16 protein-coding genes are annotated in these 17410 nt (G+C 65.2%); 9 read left to right on the top strand and 7 right to left on the bottom strand.

The genetic code is table 11. The features are described 5' to 3' along the window. Positions 1 to 17 precede the first annotated feature (17 nt). Both fabB and fabA read right to left on the bottom strand, forming a co-directional pair. Positions 18 to 1241, bottom strand: coding sequence for a beta-ketoacyl-ACP synthase I (gene fabB, locus BCCGELA001_RS00275; RefSeq protein ID WP_008540106.1), 1224 nt, complete (start codon positions 1239 to 1241; stop codon positions 18 to 20). Positions 1242 to 1280: 39 nt separating this feature from the next. Further along, positions 1281 to 1802, bottom strand: a complete 522-nt coding sequence (gene fabA / locus BCCGELA001_RS00280) for a bifunctional 3-hydroxydecanoyl-ACP dehydratase/trans-2-decenoyl-ACP isomerase (protein ID WP_008540104.1) — start codon at positions 1800 to 1802, stop codon at positions 1281 to 1283. Positions 1803 to 2152: 350 nt separating this feature from the next. On the opposite strand from fabA, the gene irrA reads away from it, so the two are divergent. Then, a complete protein-coding gene (irrA, locus tag BCCGELA001_RS00285; protein WP_008540102.1) occupies positions 2153 to 2644 on the top strand; it encodes an iron response transcriptional regulator IrrA in 492 nt (163 codons plus the stop codon). A gap of 136 nt (positions 2645 to 2780) precedes the next feature. Here the strand turns inward: irrA and BCCGELA001_RS00290 are convergent, their stop codons facing one another. Then, on the bottom strand, positions 2781 to 3311 hold the full coding sequence (locus BCCGELA001_RS00290; RefSeq protein WP_060734350.1) for an SH3 domain-containing protein: 531 nt from the start codon (positions 3309 to 3311) through the stop codon (positions 2781 to 2783). A gap of 337 nt (positions 3312 to 3648) precedes the next feature. Here BCCGELA001_RS00290 and BCCGELA001_RS00295 point away from each other — a divergent pair, with 337 nt between their 5' ends. Then, complete coding sequence (locus BCCGELA001_RS00295; protein WP_008540098.1) at positions 3649 to 4650, top strand: 2-hydroxyacid dehydrogenase; 1002 nt, start codon at positions 3649 to 3651, stop codon at positions 4648 to 4650. On the opposite strand, the gene BCCGELA001_RS00300 is transcribed toward BCCGELA001_RS00295, so the two are convergent. Further along, positions 4647 to 5558, bottom strand: coding sequence for a LysR family transcriptional regulator (locus BCCGELA001_RS00300; RefSeq protein WP_008540096.1), 912 nt, complete (start codon positions 5556 to 5558; stop codon positions 4647 to 4649). The genes BCCGELA001_RS00295 and BCCGELA001_RS00300 overlap by 4 nt on opposite strands. 116 nt (positions 5559 to 5674) lie before the next feature. On the opposite strand from BCCGELA001_RS00300, the gene BCCGELA001_RS00305 reads away from it, so the two are divergent. Next, positions 5675 to 6682, top strand: a complete 1008-nt coding sequence (locus BCCGELA001_RS00305) for an aldo/keto reductase (RefSeq protein ID WP_008540095.1) — start codon at positions 5675 to 5677, stop codon at positions 6680 to 6682. A 6-nt stretch (positions 6683 to 6688) separates the two neighbouring features. On the opposite strand, the gene BCCGELA001_RS00310 is transcribed toward BCCGELA001_RS00305, so the two are convergent. Next, positions 6689 to 7492 (bottom strand): HesA/MoeB/ThiF family protein, encoded by an 804-nt coding sequence (locus BCCGELA001_RS00310; RefSeq protein ID WP_008540093.1) that lies wholly within the window; start codon positions 7490 to 7492, stop codon positions 6689 to 6691. A gap of 264 nt (positions 7493 to 7756) precedes the next feature. On the opposite strand from BCCGELA001_RS00310, the gene BCCGELA001_RS00315 reads away from it, so the two are divergent. Further along, the gene (locus BCCGELA001_RS00315; protein ID WP_060737427.1) at positions 7757 to 9112 is read left to right on the top strand and encodes a serine protease; all 1356 of its coding nucleotides are present in this window, start codon (positions 7757 to 7759) and stop codon (positions 9110 to 9112) included. A gap of 140 nt (positions 9113 to 9252) precedes the next feature. On the opposite strand, the gene ggt is transcribed toward BCCGELA001_RS00315, so the two are convergent. Next, entirely contained in the window at positions 9253 to 10932 is a 1680-nt protein-coding gene (gene ggt / locus BCCGELA001_RS00320; RefSeq protein ID WP_060737428.1) for a gamma-glutamyltransferase, read from the bottom strand. Between the two features lie 239 nt (positions 10933 to 11171). Between ggt and BCCGELA001_RS00325 the strand changes: the two genes are divergently transcribed. Continuing rightward, positions 11172 to 11915 (top strand): ParA family protein, encoded by a 744-nt coding sequence (locus tag BCCGELA001_RS00325; protein WP_008540081.1) that lies wholly within the window; start codon positions 11172 to 11174, stop codon positions 11913 to 11915. Positions 11916 to 12022: 107 nt separating this feature from the next. Here BCCGELA001_RS00325 and mutM read toward each other — a convergent pair whose 3' ends face one another. Next, positions 12023 to 12904 carry a bifunctional DNA-formamidopyrimidine glycosylase/DNA-(apurinic or apyrimidinic site) lyase gene (gene mutM / locus BCCGELA001_RS00330; protein ID WP_008540079.1) on the bottom strand — a complete coding sequence of 294 codons (882 nt, stop codon included), beginning with the start codon at positions 12902 to 12904 and terminating at the stop codon, positions 12023 to 12025. Between the two features lie 81 nt (positions 12905 to 12985). Between mutM and ubiE the strand changes: the two genes are divergently transcribed. Genes ubiE through dut form a run of 4 tightly spaced genes read left to right on the top strand, consistent with a single transcriptional unit; the run spans position 12986 to position 17283 of the window. Further along, positions 12986 to 13747: a bifunctional demethylmenaquinone methyltransferase/2-methoxy-6-polyprenyl-1,4-benzoquinol methylase UbiE gene (ubiE, locus tag BCCGELA001_RS00335; RefSeq protein WP_060734351.1), complete on the top strand. Its 762-nt coding sequence runs from the start codon at positions 12986 to 12988 to the stop codon at positions 13745 to 13747. Beyond that, complete coding sequence (ubiB, locus tag BCCGELA001_RS00340) at positions 13744 to 15318, top strand: 2-polyprenylphenol 6-hydroxylase (RefSeq protein WP_060734352.1); 1575 nt, start codon at positions 13744 to 13746, stop codon at positions 15316 to 15318. The genes ubiE and ubiB overlap by 4 nt, the downstream gene beginning before the upstream one ends. Positions 15319 to 15373: 55 nt before the next feature. Further along, positions 15374 to 16828, top strand: a complete 1455-nt coding sequence (gene coaBC, locus BCCGELA001_RS00345) for a bifunctional phosphopantothenoylcysteine decarboxylase/phosphopantothenate--cysteine ligase CoaBC (protein WP_060734353.1) — start codon at positions 15374 to 15376, stop codon at positions 16826 to 16828. After that, positions 16825 to 17283, top strand: a complete 459-nt coding sequence (dut, locus tag BCCGELA001_RS00350; protein WP_008540055.1) for a dUTP diphosphatase — start codon at positions 16825 to 16827, stop codon at positions 17281 to 17283. Before coaBC ends, dut begins: the two co-directional genes overlap by 4 nt. The last annotated feature ends 127 nt before the right edge of the window (positions 17284 to 17410 follow it).

A 17410-nucleotide genomic window follows, 5' to 3' on the forward strand; every position in this document is an offset into this window, starting at 1 on the left:
AATGCGAACGCAAGGCCTCACGCATCCAGCCGGCTGAACACCAGCGTGGCGTTGGTGCCGCCGAAGCCGAACGAGTTCGACAGCACGGTGCCGATCTTGACGTTGTCGATGCGCTTGCGCACGATCGGCATGTCGGCGAACACGGGATCGAGCTCCTGGATGTGCGCGCTCTCGCAGATGAAGCCGTTGTTCATCATCAGCAGCGAATAGATCGCCTCCTGCACGCCGGTCGCGCCCAGGGAGTGCCCGGTCAGCGCCTTGGTCGCCGAGATCGGCGGGCACTTCTCGCCGACGCCGAACACCTTTCGGATCGCCTCGATCTCCGGCGGATCGCCGGCGGGCGTCGAGGTCGCGTGCGGGTTGATGTAGTCGACCTTGGTCTTCACCGTCGACATCGCCATGCGCATGCAGCGCTCGGCACCTTCACCCGACGGCGCCACCATGTCGTGGCCATCAGAGGTCGCACCATAGCCGACGATCTCGCCATAGATGCGTGCGCCGCGCGCCTTGGCATGCTCGAGCTCTTCCAGCACCAGCACGCCGGCACCGCCGGCAATGACGAAGCCGTCGCGATTGAGGTCGTAGGGACGCGAGGCGGTGGCGGGCGTGTCGTTGTACTTCGAGGACATCGCGCCCATGGCGTCGAACAGCACCGACAGCGACCAGTCCAGCTCCTCGCAGCCGCCGGCGAAGATGATGTCCTGCTTGCCGATCTGGATCGTCTCATAGGCGTTGCCGACGCAATGGTTCGACGTCGCGCAGGCCGACGAGATCGAATAGTTCACGCCCTTGATCTTGAACCAGGTCGCGAGCGTCGCGGAGGCCGTCGACGACATCGCCTTCGGCACTGCAAACGGGCCGACGCGCTTCGGTCCCTTGGAGCGGGTGATGTCTGCGGATTCGACGATGGTGCGCGCCGAGGGCCCGCCGGAGCCCATGATGATGCCGGTGCGGATGTTGGAGACTTCATCCGGTGATAGGCCGGAATCCTGGATCGCCTGCTCCATCGCGACGTGATTCCAAGCGGCACCCTGGCCGAGGAAACGCATCGCGCGGCGGTCGACCACCGTCGCGGGATCGAGCGATGGTTCGCCGGCGACCTGCGAACGGAAGCCGAGCTCGGCGTATTTCTCAGCCCGCGAAATGCCCGACTTCGCCTCGTGAAGGCTCGCAAGCACTTCCTGGGTGTTGTTTCCGATGGACGAGACGATGCCCATTCCGGTGACCACAACCCGCCTCATGTCAGCCTCGCCTCATCGTTGTCTTCTTGGATAATGCGCTCAGCCCAGGCTCGTGCCCTGCTTGAACAGGCCGACCTTCAGATCCTTGGCGCGATAAATAATCTGGTCATCGACCGAAAGCCACCCGTCGGCGATACCGAGCACGAGCTTTGCCCGCATCACGCGTTTGATATCGACGTTGTACACAACCTTGCGGGCTTCGGTCAGCACCTGACCACTGAATTTCAGCTCGTTCAAGCCGAGCGCGCGGCCCCGACCTTCGCCGCCGATCCAGCCGAGATAAAAGCCGACCATCTGCCACAGCGCATCGAGGCCGAGGCAGCCGGGCATCACCGGATCATTCTTGAAGTGACAGCCGAAGAACCAGAGGTCGGGCTTCACGTCGAGCTCGGCGCGAACCACCCCCTTGCCGAACTCGCCGCCTTTGTCGTTAATTTCCGTGATGCGGTCGAACATCAGCATCGGTGGCAGCGGCAGCTGGGCATTGCCCGGACCGAACATCTCGCCGCGGGCACATGCCAGCAAATCTTCGTATTCGTAACCGTTGCGCCTGTTCAGCATGCACGAGCCTCTGTTCAATCCGATTGAGCGACGTTTTTTGGCGAAAATGGGTCCCGTCTCAATCGGTGAGCAACGCCAATTGCTACCGTCAGGTGCTGCTCCCGCAAGCCCCGAATGGACTGCGGACCGGGCCACGATGCCCGGCTGCGCCAAAATCGGCTAGGCGGAACCGCGCGCTCTCTAACACAGGCTATTCAGGTGGCAAAGCGCGTCCATGAAGGTAAAATGACGGCTTCCTTGCTCGGTTCCAAACCTGATTAGAACCTCTCTAGTTGCGAGAAACTTGCATCTGCATCTTTCTGTTCTTATATTGCCGAGAGATATTGTTCACGCGTGCCCGAAATCTGGAAATGAGCGAGAATTCAGCGCCCCATCACGACGACGACGTCCACGCTGCGGCTCTCCTGTCCGGCCGCCAGCCGGCGCTGACGGGCTGCCCGTGGCATGACGTCAACGAAATGCTCCAGTCTGCGGGGCTTCGTCCGACGCGCCAGCGCATGGCGCTTGGCTGGCTCCTGTTCGGCAAGGGCGCGCGCCACCTGACGGCTGAAATGCTCTACGAGGAAGCGACCCTGGCCAAAGTTCCGGTGTCGCTGGCGACCGTCTACAATACGTTGAACCAGCTTACCGATGCGGGCCTGCTCCGCCAGGTCAGCGTGGACGGCACCAAGACCTATTTCGACACCAACGTCACCACCCACCACCACTATTACCTCGAGAACAGCCACGAGCTGGTCGACATCGAGGATCCGCATCTGGCGCTGTCCAAGATGCCGGAGGTGCCGGAGGGTTACGAGATCGCGCGCATCGACATGGTCGTGCGCCTGCGCAAGAAGCGCTGAGATCGTCTTAAAACGCTGAGATTGTCGTCATGGCCGGGCTTGTCCCGGCCATCCACGTTCTTGGGCCAAGCGTGGAAGTACGTGGATGCCCGGGACAAGCTCGGGCAGGACGACTGAGGCAGCAGCTCCTACAACCTCAGTTCACCTTCTCGTCCGAATAGACGCCCCAAAGGCGCTCCTGCTGGATCCAGCCTTCAAAGCCGTTGCCGGTGACGTAGCACCAGCTTGCAGTGCACTTCTTCACCTGCGTGACGACACCGGCTTGGAGCTTGGCCGCAACCGCGCTGTCGAGATCGGGGCGGTCGTAGATCGGCGCGAGGTCGTCCTTGTGCTTCATGGTGACGACCGCGGTGCGGCGACCCGACAGCAGTGAGTGATAGACCCAGCCCTCGGCACCTTCGGAATCGCGCACCCGGCGCCAGTTCTCGAACTCTGCGGTGATTTCGACTGGCAGGCCGGCGCGGGTATAGACCCAGGCCACGTCATTGTCCTTGGTCGGGCCGGCGCGAACGTTGACGTGATCCGATTTGAGGCTGACATAGCGCGGCACCGGCAGGCCGCTGGCGCTCTGGGTCGTGTTGTCCTTCGCCGCATGCGAGGGGCTGACCGAGGCGCTCAACCAGGTGCAAACGAGCGCCATCACCGAACAAAAACGCCCCAACGCCATCAACCCGTCTCCTGTCGAAGGCCCGGCCTCGCCGGACCCCCACCCCAAATTCCAAAACCGCTGCCGCGTCAGCCCTGTCCCGCCCCACGCGGATGTTCCCAAGCCAGGTCCGAAGCCCGAACCCGTGGTTCTTGTCTTGGCCCGGCCTTCTGCTAGAGAGGACGGACGCTTGAACAACCAGTTTGCCCCGATTTTCCGGCCTGGAAACGTCGGGAGAGCTTGAAGGAAGCGCCGGGGACGACACGGCAAGGGCAGTGTCGAACAACCGGGTTAATGAGGCCTCAACGGCCGGCCTTTGGCGACAAAGGCGGCTTGCGATGCTTCATGAGAGCAGGACATGTCGGTGAAGAAAAAGCCCCTCGTCGTCGTGACGCGCAAGCTGCCGGATTCGATCGAGACGCGGATGCGCGAGCTGTTCGATGCGCGGATCAATCTGGACGACACGCCGATGTCGCCCGAGCAGATCCTCGAGGCCGCGCGCACCGCCGACGTGCTGGTCCCCACCGTGACCGACCACATCAGCGCCGAGGTCGTGAACCAGCCCGACTGCAAGCTCCGCCTGATCGCCAATTTCGGCAACGGCGTCGACAATATCGACGTCGCGGCCGCGCATGCCCGCGGCATCACCGTCACCAACACGCCGAAAGTCCTGACCGAAGACACCGCCGACATGACCATGGCGCTGATCCTCGCGGTGCCCCGGCGGATGATCGAAGGCGCCTCGATCCTGACCGACGGAAAACCCTGGGCGGGCTGGTCGCCGACCTGGATGCTCGGCCACCGCATCGGCGGCAAGCGGCTCGGCATCATCGGCATGGGCCGCATCGGCCAGGCGGTGGCGCGCCGCGCCCGCGCCTTCGGCCTGCAGATCCACTATCACAACCGCCGCCCAGTGGCCCCCGTCATCGCCGAGGAGCTGGGCGCGACCTATTGGGAAAGCCTCGACCAGATGCTGGCGCGGATGGACATCATCTCGGTGAACTGTCCGCACACGCCGGCAACCTATCATCTGCTGTCGGCGCGCCGGCTGAAGCTGATCCGCAAGGACGCCTACATCGTCAACACCGCGCGCGGCGAGGTCACCGACGAGGACACGCTGATCAAGCTGATCGAAGGCGGTGAGATCGGAGGCGCCGGGCTCGACGTCTACGAGCACGAGCCCGCGGTCAATCCAAAGCTGGTGCGGCTCGCCAAGGCCGGCAAGGTCACGCTGCTGCCGCATATGGGCTCGGCCACGATCGAAGGCCGCGTCGAGATGGGCGAGAAGGTGATCATCAACATCCGCACCTTCCTCGACGCCCACAAGCCGCCGGATCGCGTGCTGCCGAGCATGCTCTAGGGTTTATCGGCCCTGCGTCGGCGCCAGTCCGCGACGAAATCGATGAAGGCACGCAGTGCCGGCGGCACCTGGCGGCGGCTCGGATAGTACAGGAACGGTCCCGGAAACGGCTCGCACCAGTCCTCCATCAAGCTGACCAGTGCACCGGATTTCAGGGCCTCGTGCACATAACCATCCATCGTTGCCCAGACGCCGACGCCGTCCAGTGCGGCGCGCATGGCGAGATTCATATTGGTCGAGATCAGCTTCGCGGGCGGATCGACCTTCACGATCTGGCCGGTCTTCTCGAACTCGAGATCGTGCATGACGCCGCTCGAGTAGCGCGGGCGGATGCAATCGTGCTCCAGCAAATCCTTCGGATGTTTCGGCCTGCCGCGCCGCGCGATGTAGTCGGGCGAAGCGACGACGACGTAACGCTGCGGGCCGCTCAGCGGGATCGCCACCATGTCCTGCGCGAGATGCTCGCCATAGCGCGCGCCGGCGTCGTAACCGCCGCTGACGATGTCGACGAACCCGCTCTCGGAGACGATGTCGAGATCGACTTGCGGATGCGCTTGCAGGAACGGCCCGACCATCGGCGCCAGCACCAGATCCACTGCCGGCGGCGGCGCGTTGATGCGCAGGCGGCCCGCGGCGACCTCGCGCAGGCCCCGGACCTGGTCCAGGGCATCGCCGACATCGCGTAGCGCCGGCGCCACGCGCGACAGCAGCAATTCGCCCGCCTCGGTCAGGGCAACGCTGCGGGTGGTGCGGTTCACCAGGCGGACGCCAAGGCGCTCCTCCAGGTCCCGCGGACGCTGGCTAAGGCTCGACACCGACACGCGAATTTCGACCGCCGCGCGGCGGAAATTGCGGGTGCGGGCCACCGCTACGAAGACGTCGAGATCGCGCAGGTCAGGCTCGGCCATTGTTCGCTAATGTGAACAAGGCATTCCTGATTGTCCAGCTTATCGGCGCAATGGAGCGGGCGCATATCTGGCCGCGTCACGCGGCGCCGTCAGCCGCCTTTTCAAGGAGAGCCATCATGGAACAGCGCAAACTCGGTTCGACCGGCCCCACCGTATCCGCCCTCGGGCTCGGCTGCATGGGCATGTCGGACGTCTATGGCTCCGCCGATCGCGGGGAGGCCATCGCCACGGTGCAGGCGGCGATCGATGCCGGCATCACGCTCGTCGATACCGGCGATTTCTACGCTATGGGCCACAATGAGATGCTGGTCCGCGAGGCGCTGAGGGTTGTGCCGCGCGACAAGGTTCAGCTCAGCGTCAAGTACGGCGCACTGCGCGGCCCGGCCGGCGAATTCGCGGGCATGGACACGAGGCCTGCTGCGACCAAGAACTTCCTTGCCTATTCGCTGCAACGGCTCGGCACGGACTACCTCGACGTCTATCGTCCGGCGCGGCTCGATCCGCACGTGCCGATCGAGGAGACCATCGGCGGCCTCGCCGATCTCGTGAAGGCCGGCTATGTCAGGCATATCGGCCTGTCCGAGGTCGGGGCGGACACCATCCGCCGCGCGCACGCCGTGCATCCGATCTCCGATCTGCAGATCGAATATTCCCTGATCGAGCGCGGCATCGAGCGCGATATCCTGCAGACCTGCCGCGAGCTCGGCATCGGCATCACCGCCTATGGCGTGCTCGCGCGCGGGCTGATCAGCGGGCACTGGACCAAGGACAGCGGCAAGGGCGGCAAGGACTACCGGCTGATGACGCCGCGCTTCCAGGGCGCAAATATCGACGCCAATCTCGCGCTGGCGGACTCGCTGCGTGCGATCGCCACCGAGATCGGCGCAACGCCGGCACAGGTCGCGATCGCCTGGGTCGCGGCACAGGGCAAGGAGATCGTGCCGCTGGTCGGCGCAAGAACCCGCAATCGTCTCACCGAAGCGCTCGGCGCGACCAGCGTCATGCTGACACCGGCCCATCTGGCGACGCTGGCCGAAGCCTTCCCGCCCAACGTCGCAGCCGGCACGCGCTACGCGGCCGAGCAGATGGCGCATCTCGACAGCGAGAAGCCGGCCAGCAAGTAATGGCGGTCAGGTGCGATGGGCGCTGAGGTCGGTGACCACGGGCCCATCGCCGTTGAGCGGATTGGCAGGATCGCGCGAGTAGCGCAGCGTCTCGAAGCGCATTGCGCGCGCATCGATCATCAGGAGACGCCCGACAAGGCCGTCGCCGAAGCCGACGATCTCGCGGATCGCTTCCAGCGCCATCATCGAGCCGAGCACGCCTGCGAGCGCGCCCATCACGCCGGCCTCCGCGCAGGCCGGCACCGTGCCGGGCGGCGGCGCCTCGGGAAACAGGCAGCGATAGGTCGGATTGAACTCGCCCGCTTCGTTCGTCTCATGCGCGCGGATGGTCGTGAGCGAACCGTCGAAGGTGCCGAGCGCCGCCGTGATCAGCGGCCGCTTGGCGAAGAAGCAGGCGTCCGAGACCAGATAGCGCGTCGAGAAATTGTCGGAGCCGTCGAGCACGAGGTCGTAGTCGCTGATCAGGTTGAGCGCATTGTCGGCGTTGAGCCAGGTGGCATGACCGATGAATCGGACATGCGGATTGAGCGCCGCAATTCGCTCGGCCGCGCTCTCGACCTTGTGCCGGCCGATGTCGGGCGTCGTATGGATCACCTGGCGCTGCAGATTGGACAGCGACACCACGTCGTCGTCGACCACGCCGAGCGTGCCGATACCGGCCGCGGCCAGATACATCAAGGCGGGCGCGCCGAGCCCGCCGGCGCCGATCACCAGCACCGAGGCTCGCTTCAGCGCAGCCTGACCGGGACCGCCGACATCGCGCAGGACGATATGGCGGGCATAGCGTTCGAGTTCGTCCGGGCTCAGCATCGTCGTACGCCTCTCCTAATACGCCCTTGCTCTCGATCCTCATGGTGAGGAGCGCGGAACGCGCGTCTCGAACCATGCAGGCCCCGATCTCGCCCGCTGCCATCCTTCGAGACGCGGCCAAGAGGCCGCTCGTCAGGATGAGGGCCTGTTTGCTTGGCTCGGCCTCGGGCCTGAACCACCGCTACATTGTTCGCGACCAACGAGATGTGCTTCGATGGCATGCTTTTCAATGTTTTGGCGTTCAATGGACTGGCTGGATTTGTCATGAGATCGATGCTTGCGGCAACACTGATGTTCGCGACCGCCACGGGCGCGCAGGCACAGATGACGACGGCCCAAGTGCCCGGCACCACCCCGAAAACGGTCCAGACCGTTCCGGTCAAGCCGCCTGCGACGCAAACGCCGTCGGCGACGGCTGACACTATGACCAAGCCAGAGCGGCTCTCGCTCCAGTCCGACCTGGCCTGGGTCGGCCAATATAACGGTGCCATCACCGGCGACGTCAGCGAGCGCATGGTCAGCGCCATCAAGGAGTACCAGAAGGCTAAGGGCGGCAAGCCGACCGGCGTGCTCAATCCGCAGGAGCGCGCCGCGCTCGCCGAGACGGCCCGCAAGAAGCAGGAGAGCGTCGGCTGGAAGATCGTGACCGAGCCGACCAGCGGCGCCCGCCTCGGCATTCCCGGCAAGCTGGTGCCGCAGCAGGCAAGCGACGCCAACGGATCGAAATGGACGTCACCGACAGGAACGGTGCAGGTGGTTCTCAGCCGCCGCAAGGAAGTGAACCCGACCTCGGCCAAGCTCGCGGATCTCGAGAAGGAGCCGTCCGGACGCAAAGTCGACTACACCGTGGTGAAGCCGGACTTCTTCGTGCTGTCGGGATTGCAGGGCCAGAAGAAGTTCTACGTCCGCGGCACATTCAAGGGCGACGAAGTCCGCACCATGACGATCCTCTACGACCAGGCGACCGAGAACACGGTCGAGCCGGTGGTGATCGCGATGTCGAGCGCCTTCAATGCGTTCCCGCTGGGACCGCAGGCCGGACCGCCGCCGCGCAAGACCGTCGAATACGGCACTGGGATCGTCGTCAGTGACGACGGCGCGATCGTCACCGACCGCCTCGTCACCGATGGCTGTCTCGCGATCACAATCGGCGGCTACGGCAATGCCGATCGCATCGCCGAGAACAAGGAGCACGATCTCGCGCTCCTGCGCATCTACGGCGCACGCGGCCTGAAGCCGCTCGGCCTTGCCGGCGGTGCAGCGAGCACGACTATCGACGTCATCGGCATTGCCGATCCGCAGAGCCAGGGCGGCGCGGCCGGCGTGTCGGGCCTCAAGGCGACGCTGGCGCCGGTGACGCCCGGCAATGCCGCGCTGTCGCCGCCACCCCCGGTCGGCTTCTCCGGCAGCCCGGCGGTCGACGTCGACGGTAAGTTCGCAGGGATCGCGCTATTGAAGCCCGCGATGGTCGCAGGACCCGCGACGGCGCCGGCATCACAGGCGCTGATGGTCTCCGGTGAGATCGTGCGCAATTTCCTCAAGGCGAAAGACGTCACTGCCAACGGCACGTCGAGCGACGCGAAAGCCGCCGTCGTCCGCGTGATCTGCGTGCGAAAGTAACTCTCGTGTCCCGGACGCGCTGCAACGCGCCAGCGTTGCTGCGTAGAGCCGGGACCCATGCATCCACATTCCATGCAAGAAACCCCTGGGCCCCGACTCTGCAGCGCATCGCTATGCGCTGCAGAGTCGGGGCACGAGGGCTAGCTCAATCTGAAGCGGATCCCGCCCTTTGCCAGTCCGCCCGAAATTCCTACCGGCGTGCCATCTGCGCGCCAGCATGCCGCGCCGGTCATGGTGCCGTCCTCATGGAAGGCGATGCCGTTCATGCCGCCGGCGACGGTCGCGACCGGCAGGACCTCGTGGCCCATCTCCGTAAGTTTCGTACGGACGCTCTCCGGCACCGTCTGTTCGACTTCGAGCGCGTTGCCCTCGGTCCAGACGCGCGGCGCCTCGACCGCCTCCTGCAGGCTCATGCCGTGGTCGATCAGATTGACCAGCGCCTGCATCGCGCTCGGGAAAATGCGCTTGCCTCCGGGCAGGCCGAGCGCATAGCGCAGCTTGCCGTCGCGCAGAGCCATCATCGGCGACATCGACGTGGTGACGCGCTTGCCCGGCGCCAGCGACAGCGCATGGCCGGGACGGGGATCGAACAGGTTCATGTAGTTGTTGGCGATGGCGCCCAGACCCGGGATCATGATCTTAGCGCCGAACAGATTGTTGATGGTCTGCGTGGTCGCGACCACGTTGCCGAAGGCATCCGCTGCCGTCATATGCGTGGTGTGAGCGCCCTCGAGCTGAGAGACGCCCGCGCCCCAGGCCTGCGCCCGGGCCGGATCGATGGCGCGGCGGCGCTCCTCGGCGTAGGCTTTCGAGGTCAGCTTTTCCACGGGCACGCCGACATAGTCAGGATCGCCGCTGGCCGCGGCGCGATCGGCAAAGGCGATCTTCAGGACCTCCGCGAGATAATGGATGGTCTCGGGTGTGCCGAAGCCGAGGCCGGCGATATCGTAGTCCTCTAGGATGTTCAGCATCTGCGCAATGTGCACGCCTGAGGCGGCGGGAGGCGGCGGACCAAAGATGGTCCAGCCGCGATAGTCGGCGCGGATCGGCTGCCGCTCGACCGTCTTGTAGCTCGTGAGGTCGTTTCGGCGGATAAAGCCGCCGGTCTTCTCCATGTAGTCGACGAGGATGTCGCCCAACGGCCCTTCGTAGAGCGCCTTCTCGCCGTGGTCGGCGATATGGCGCAGCGTCTCGGCATATTCGGCTTGCACCACGCGCTCGCCGACCTTGAGGGGCTCGCCATCCGGCAGATAGATCGCCGCGATTGGCTTGTCCTTGCGCATCTCCTCAGCGCTCTCGCTGATGCATTCGCGCAAATAGGGCGTCGCCGCGTAGCCGCGCGCGGCGTGCTTGATTGCGGGCTGCATGATGTCGGCGAGGCTCATGGTGCCGAACCGGCGCAGCGTCTCGCACCAGGCCTTCAGCGAGCCCGGCACTGCGACCGCCTTCGGACCGTTGAGATTCTCGTTGCCGACGGTGTCGAACACGTCATGAGCCGAGCCTGGTTCGGACGTGTAGGTGGTGTCACGCACCGCCGCGGGCACGGTGCTCTGGCCATCGATGAAGCGATGGCTGCCATCGGCGAGCCGGATGTGCGCCATGCCGCCGCCGATGATCCCGACCATCATTGGCTCGACCACGGTCAGGGCAAACAGCGTCGCGATGGCAGCATCGATGGCATTGCCGCCAGAAGCCAGCATCTCCGCGCCGGCGCTGGAGGCCAGGGGATGGTTGCTGACCACCATGCCGCGGCTCGAGACCGCCGGCATCTTCTGACATTCAAAAGTGGTTGCCGTCCGATCGCGCCAGTTTCCGCCCATGCCGCCCGCCCTTTTGTTCACGGCGGCGAGCACATCATACGCGCGACTACGGGTCCAGTATTGGTACGGATTAGCTGACATTCCCAATTCTGCCACCCTCGCCTTTATTGATTCGGACATCCGCGGTCCCCTTTGGATCGGGCAGGGCACGTCCTGAGCGAGAAGAGCTCAGCATCGCGAAGCGATGCACGTTCGCGTGGCGTTTTCCTGACCCAAGCACTCCAAAGGATTGATCTTCAATGCACACGATCGTACTGGCCACCCAAAAGGGCGGCAGCGGCAAGAGCACGCTCGCCATTGGCCTTGCGCTGGCCGCCAAGCAGGCCGGCTTCACCGTTCGCCTGATCGAGACCGACCCGCAGGGCACGCTGTCCAACTGGCAGCGCCGCCGCAGCACCGATGATCTCGTGGTGGAACCGATCTATCATGCCGCCGACATCGCGCCGCGGCTGAAAATGCTGGCCGACAGCGGACTCCAGCTCGCGATCGTCGACACCGCAGCCGGCCTCAGCGCCGCCACCACCGCGGCGATTCGCCATTCCGATCTCTGCCTGATCCCAGCCCGTCCGACCGTCGCCGACATCGAAGCGACCGTCTCGACGCTCAGCGTCGCGCGCGCCTGGAAGCGGCCTTACAGCTTCGTGCTGAACCAGACGCCGATCCGAGGCCAGCGCATCGACAACGCCGCCAACACCCTCGCCGAGGAAGCCGCGCTCGATCTTTCGGACGTGCTCGCGCGCCCGCTGATCGTCATGCGCAACGATCACCAGGACTCGCTCGCGAACGGCCTCGCGGTGAGCGAATTCGCGCCGAACGGCAAGTCAGCGGACGAGATCCGCGGCCTCTGGCGCTGGATCGAAAACCGGCTCGAGCTCGAAGCCACCACCAGCGTCCTGATCGACCAGGTCATGTCAGCGGCCGATGGCATGCTGCATGCGGCCACAGAGCTCTCGGCTGACGAGACCACGACACTGGCGTCCTGAGCGGGGCGATCGCTCAGGCGACAGCCGGCCCTTTACCATCCGGGAAGGACCTCAGCGACGAAGCAATCCGGCCACCAGCCCGGCCGGATTGCTTCGCGCGCCCCCACTCACTTCTGACATTTCGAGCACCAGAAGGTCGATCGGCCGTTCTGCGTGAACCGTTTGACCGTGCCACCGCAGCGCGGCGTCGTGCATGTCTCGCCTTCGCGGTCATAGACCTTGAAGGAATGCTGGAAATAGCCGAGCTCGCCCGAGGTCTGGCGATGGTCGCGCAGTGACGATCCGCCGGCCTTGATCGCATCGTTGAGCACGGTGTGGATCGCGCCGACCAATCGCTTGGCGTGATCGGTCGGCTCGCCCTTCTTTGTCGATAAGGTCGCCGCGATCCGGCGCGGCGACAGATGCGAGCGGTGCAGCGCCTCGCAGACATAGATGTTGCCGAGGCCGGCGACCACGCGCTGGTCGAGCAACGCCGCCTTCAGGCTCGTGATCTTGCCAGCGCAGGACCGCGCCAGCATCGCGGCATCGAACTCGTTGCCGAGCGGTTCCGGGCCGAGCCCGCGCAGCAGCGGTTCGTCATCGAGCGCATTGCGCGCGATCACCTTCATGTAACCGAAGCGGCGTGGATCGTTGAAGACGATGTCGGCGCCGGAGGACATCCGAAACAGCACATGGTCGTGCGCGGAATCCTTGCCCTTCGGATAATGAAACTCGCCGGGCTGCGCGTCGTTGTCCGGCTTGATGACGCGGAAAGAGCCCGACATGCCCAGATGCATCAGCAGCACGTCGCCGGAGGCGAGATCGGCCATGAGATATTTTGCACGGCGGCCGAGCCCGGTGACGACCTGCCCCTTGAGCCGCGCCACGAAATCCGGCTGGAACGGAAAGCGCAGATCCGGCCGGCGGGCCTCCGCGACCAGGATTTTCGCACCCTCCATGACGGGCTGAAGGCCGCGGCGGACGGTCTCGACTTCGGGCAATTCAGGCATGATCGGGCATTCACCTTATGAGGGCGGTGTGATAGCGCCATTGCGGCGGGCGCGCTATGGTCCGCCCAGTGGAGTAGAGTAATGGATCGGCCGGGCGAAACCACGCATTTTGGCTACAGGGACGTTCCCCTGGGGGACAAGCAGACGCTGGTGAACGATGTGTTTCACAGCGTGGCATCGCGCTATGATCTGATGAACGATTTGATGTCCGCCGGCCTGCACCGGGTCTGGAAGGACATCATGATCAACGCGCTCGACCCGCCGAGAAGCGACCGGCCGTTCGCGCTGCTCGACGTGGCCGGCGGCACCGGCGACATCTCGTTTCGCGCCGCCAAGGCAGCGGGCCCCGGCTTCCATGCCACGGTCTGCGACATCAACGCCGACATGCTGGCGGTGGGGCGCGAGCGCGCCATCAAGCGGCATCTCGAAAGCAAGGTCGATTTCGTCGAGGGCAATGCCGAAGCGCTCGCCTTTGCCGATCGCAGCTTCGATGCCTATACGATCGCTTTCGGTATCCGCAACGTGCCGCAGATCGATCTTGCGCTGCGCGAGGCCTATCGCGTGTTGAAGCCCGGCAGCCGCTTCCTATGTCTGGAGTTCTCCACCGTCGAGATGCCCGGGCTCGATCGCCTCTACGACCTGTTTTCGTTCAAGGTGATCCCCCCGCTCGGCCGCATGGTCACGGGCGATGCCGAGTCCTACCAGTATTTGGTCGAGTCGATCCGCAAGTTTCCAAAGCCGGCCGTCTTCGCCGACATGATCCGCGACGCCGGCTTTGCCCGCGTCAGCTGGCAGACGCTCTCGGGCGGCATCGTCGCACTGCATTCAGGCTGGCGTTTGTGATCTCTGCCATCACCCACATTACGCGCCTGATCCGCGCCGCGCTCGTCTTTGCGCGCGAGGGCGTGTTCGGTTCGGTCGATCCGAGCCTGGTGCCGCCGCCGGGACAGCTGGCGCTCAAGCTGGCGCGCATCATTGAGCGCCGCGGCGTCAAGCAGGGACCACGGATTTCGCGCGCTCTGACGCGGATGGGCCCGGCCTATCTCAAGCTCGGTCAGTTCCTGGCGACGCGCCCCGACGTCGTTGGCGTCATCATGGCGCGCGACCTCGAAAGCCTGCAAGACCGCCTGCCGCCGTTTCCGCAGGCGGAAGCGGAAGCGACGATCGCCATTTCGCTGGAACGTCCGCTGAAGGACGTGTTTGCGAGCTTCGGTCCGCCGGTCGCGGCCGCCTCGATCGCGCAGGTGCATCGCGGCGAGGTGCTGCGCGACGGCGTCCGCAGGTCGGTCGCGATCAAGGTGCTCAGGCCCAACGTCGCCGCGCGGTTCCGCCGCGACCTCTCCGATTTCTTCTTCGTCGCACACAAGGCCGAGGCCTATTCTGCCGAGGCGCGGCGCCTGCGCCTGATCGAAGTCATCAACACCATGTCGCGCTCGGTCGCCATGGAGATGGACCTGCGGCTGGAGGCCGCGGCCCTGTCGGAGATGGCGGAGAACACGCGCGACGATCCTGATTTCCGCGTGCCCGCCGTCGACTGGGACCGCACCACGCACAATGTGCTGACGATGGAGTGGATCGACGGCATCGCCCTGAACGATCACAAGCGCTTGGCGGAGGCCCAGGTCGACCTGCCCGATCTCGGCCGCAAGGTGATCCAGAGCTTCCTGCGGCACGCGCTGCGCGACGGCTTCTTCCACGCCGACATGCATCCGGGCAATCTGTTCCTCGATGACGCCGGCCGGCTGGTCGCGGTCGATTTCGGCATCATGGGCCGGCTCGGCATGAAGGAGCGACGCTTCCTCGCAGAGATCCTGCTCGGCTTCATCACCCGCGATTATCGCCGCGTCGCCGAGGTGCATTTCGAAGCCGGCTATGTGCCCGCACATCATTCGGTGGAGAATTTCGCACAGGCCATCCGTGCCATCGGCGAGCCGATCCACAACCGCACCGCCGAGGAGATCTCGATGGCGCGGCTCTTGACGCTGCTGCTCGAGGTCACCGGCCTGTTCGACATGACGACGCGGCCGGAGCTGATCCTGCTGCAGAAGACCATGGTGGTGGTCGAAGGCGTCGCGCGCGGTTTCGATCCCAAGCTCGACATCTGGAAGATCGCCGACCCCGTGGTGCGCGAATGGATCGAGCGCAATCTCGGGCCGATCGGCCGGGTGCAGGGCGCGCTCGCGGGTACCGGAGACATCGCGCGGGTGCTAATGCGCCTGCCGGAGATCGCGGAGCGATCCGTGAAAGTACTCGAGCAGCTCGAGACCATGACCCGCGAGGGCATCAGGCTGTCGCCGGAAAGCATTGCGGCCATGGGACGCAGCGAGGGGCGCAAGAACCGCTGGCGCACCGTGGCGCTGTGGATCATCGCCGCCACCTTCATCGGAATCCTGATCGCAGTCCGGAATTTGTGATTGCACTGCAATCAACGGATTGATAGCATCGCTATCATTCCGCTGGAGACGCGTCATGGCAAGCCTGACCATCCGCAAGCTCGACGAGGGCGTCAAAACCTATCTGCGGCTGCGCTCGGCCAAGAATCACAGGTCGGTCGAGGAAGAGGTCCGGGTCATCCTGCGGGAGCTGATCGAGGGTCGTGAGGAGCCGCTGACGCCATTTGCTGTGCCACCGGCAGCGTCTTCTACCACCCCGACGCCCCAGCGCACCGGCGCCCTCCCCCAGGCCAGCGTCACCCTGATCATCGGCGGCGGCATCGCGGCCTACAAATCACTCGACCTGATCCGCCGGCTCAAGGAGCGCCGCATCGAGGTCCGCTGCGTCCTGACCAAGGCCGCGCAGCAATTCGTCACGCCGCTGGCCGTGAGCGCGCTGTCGCATGAACGCGTCTATACCGATTTGTTCGACCCTCAGAGCGAGTTCGACGCCGGCCATATTCGCCTGGCCCGCAACTGCGACCTGATCGTGGTGGCGCCGGCGACCGCCGACCTCATGGCCAAGATGGCCAACGGCCATGCCGACGATCTCGCCAGCGCCATCCTGCTCGCGACCAACCGCAAGGTGTTGCTGGCGCCGGCGATGAACCCCCTGATGTGGAACAACGCAGCGACTCGGCGCAACGTCAGTGTGCTCCAGCGCGATGGCGCGGTGCTGATCGGGCCGAATTCCGGCGAGATGGCGGAAGCCGGCGAAGCCGGGACAGGGCGCATGTCGGAAGCCATCGAGATCGCCAATGCCGCCGAGCGGCTGCTGCGGCCGCCGGTGCCGAAGCCGCTCGCCGGCAAGCGCGTGCTGATCACCGCCGGCCCCACCCATGAGCCGATTGATCCGGTGCGCTATATCGCCAACCGCTCCTCCGGCAAGCAGGGCTTTGCCATTGCCGCCGCCGCGCAGGCGGCTGGCGCCGAGGTGATCCTGGTCAGCGGCCCCGTCGATCTCGACGATCCCGCCGGCGTGACGGTGAAACATGTCGAATCGGCGCGGCAGATGCTGGAGCAGGTGCAGGCCTCGCTTCCCGCCGACATCGCAATCTTTGCCGCCGCCGTCGCCGACTGGCGCGTCGCCAATGAAGGCGAGCAGAAGCTGAAGAAAACCGCGGCCGGCATGCCCCCGCTTCAGCTGGTGGAAAACCCCGACATCCTCGCCACGATTTCAAAACTGACCGAGAAGCGCCCGCCGCTGGTGATCGGCTTTGCTGCGGAGACCGAGCACCTCATCGACAACGCCAAGTCGAAGCTCGCCCGCAAGGGCTGCGACTGGATCGTCGCCAACGACGTCTCGCCCGCCACCGGCGTGATGGGGGGCGACCGCAACACCGTCCATCTCATCAGCCGCAAGAATGGTGCGAAGGACGGCGAGATCGCAGTTGATTCCTGGCCGGTGATGACCAAGGAACAGGTCGCTATCGAACTGGTCGCGCATGTCACGAAAAGCGTGACCGAGAAATCCCCGGAGCCGGCATCTTGAGCACGAAGGTCACCGTCGAACTGCAACGCCTCGCTCATGCCGAAGGCCTGCCGCTGCCCGCCTATCAGACCGCCGAGGCCGCCGGCCTCGACCTGATGGCTGCCGTGCTGGAGAGCGAGCCGCTGACGCTGGCGCCTGGCCAATATGCGCTAGTGCCGACGGGGCTCGCCATCGCCTTGCCGCCCGGGCACGAGGCCCAGGTGCGGCCGCGCTCGGGGCTTGCAGCCAAGCACGGCGTCACCGTGCTGAACTCGCCGGGCACGATCGATGCGGACTACCGCGGCGAGATCAAGGTGATCTTGATCAATCACGGCCAGACGCCGTTCGTGATCAAGCGCGGCGAGCGCATCGCCCAGATGGTGATCGCCCCCGTGGTGCAGGCTGAGCTGGTTCCCGTCGCCACCTTGTCGACAACCGATCGCGGCGCCGGCGGCTTCGGCTCGACCGGCCGCTAACGCACGGCAATCCCAGCCGAATCATCCGAAGAATTGCGTGGCTTGAACAACGCATCCCGCATTTTTCTTGGGCCGCCTTTACGTTCACGATCTGGACTCTTACCGGCGGAGTCACGGTGAGGGTATT

It is taken from the genome of Bradyrhizobium sp. CCGE-LA001 (assembly GCF_000296215.2).
Lineage (GTDB): Bacteria > Pseudomonadota > Alphaproteobacteria > Rhizobiales > Xanthobacteraceae > Bradyrhizobium.

Coding starts and splice junctions, on each gene's coding strand:
- coaBC (WP_060734353.1), top strand. CDS start 15,374: ATGGCAAGCCTGACCATCCGCAAGCTCGACGAGGGCGTCAAAACCTAT.
- BCCGELA001_RS00295 (WP_008540098.1), top strand. CDS start 3,649: ATGTCGGTGAAGAAAAAGCCCCTCGTCGTCGTGACGCGCAAGCTGCCG.
- BCCGELA001_RS00305 (WP_008540095.1), top strand. CDS start 5,675: ATGGAACAGCGCAAACTCGGTTCGACCGGCCCCACCGTATCCGCCCTC.
- BCCGELA001_RS00315 (WP_060737427.1), top strand. CDS start 7,757: ATGAGATCGATGCTTGCGGCAACACTGATGTTCGCGACCGCCACGGGC.
- irrA (WP_008540102.1), top strand. CDS start 2,153: ATGAGCGAGAATTCAGCGCCCCATCACGACGACGACGTCCACGCTGCG.
- BCCGELA001_RS00310 (WP_008540093.1), bottom strand. CDS start 7,492: ATGCTGAGCCCGGACGAACTCGAACGCTATGCCCGCCATATCGTCCTG.
- ggt (WP_060737428.1), bottom strand. CDS start 10,932: ATGGGCGGAAACTGGCGCGATCGGACGGCAACCACTTTTGAATGTCAG.
- ubiE (WP_060734351.1), top strand. CDS start 12,986: ATGGATCGGCCGGGCGAAACCACGCATTTTGGCTACAGGGACGTTCCC.
- fabB (WP_008540106.1), bottom strand. CDS start 1,241: ATGAGGCGGGTTGTGGTCACCGGAATGGGCATCGTCTCGTCCATCGGA.
- BCCGELA001_RS00290 (WP_060734350.1), bottom strand. CDS start 3,311: ATGGCGTTGGGGCGTTTTTGTTCGGTGATGGCGCTCGTTTGCACCTGG.
- mutM (WP_008540079.1), bottom strand. CDS start 12,904: ATGCCTGAATTGCCCGAAGTCGAGACCGTCCGCCGCGGCCTTCAGCCC.
- BCCGELA001_RS00325 (WP_008540081.1), top strand. CDS start 11,172: ATGCACACGATCGTACTGGCCACCCAAAAGGGCGGCAGCGGCAAGAGC.
- BCCGELA001_RS00300 (WP_008540096.1), bottom strand. CDS start 5,558: ATGGCCGAGCCTGACCTGCGCGATCTCGACGTCTTCGTAGCGGTGGCC.
- fabA (WP_008540104.1), bottom strand. CDS start 1,802: ATGCTGAACAGGCGCAACGGTTACGAATACGAAGATTTGCTGGCATGT.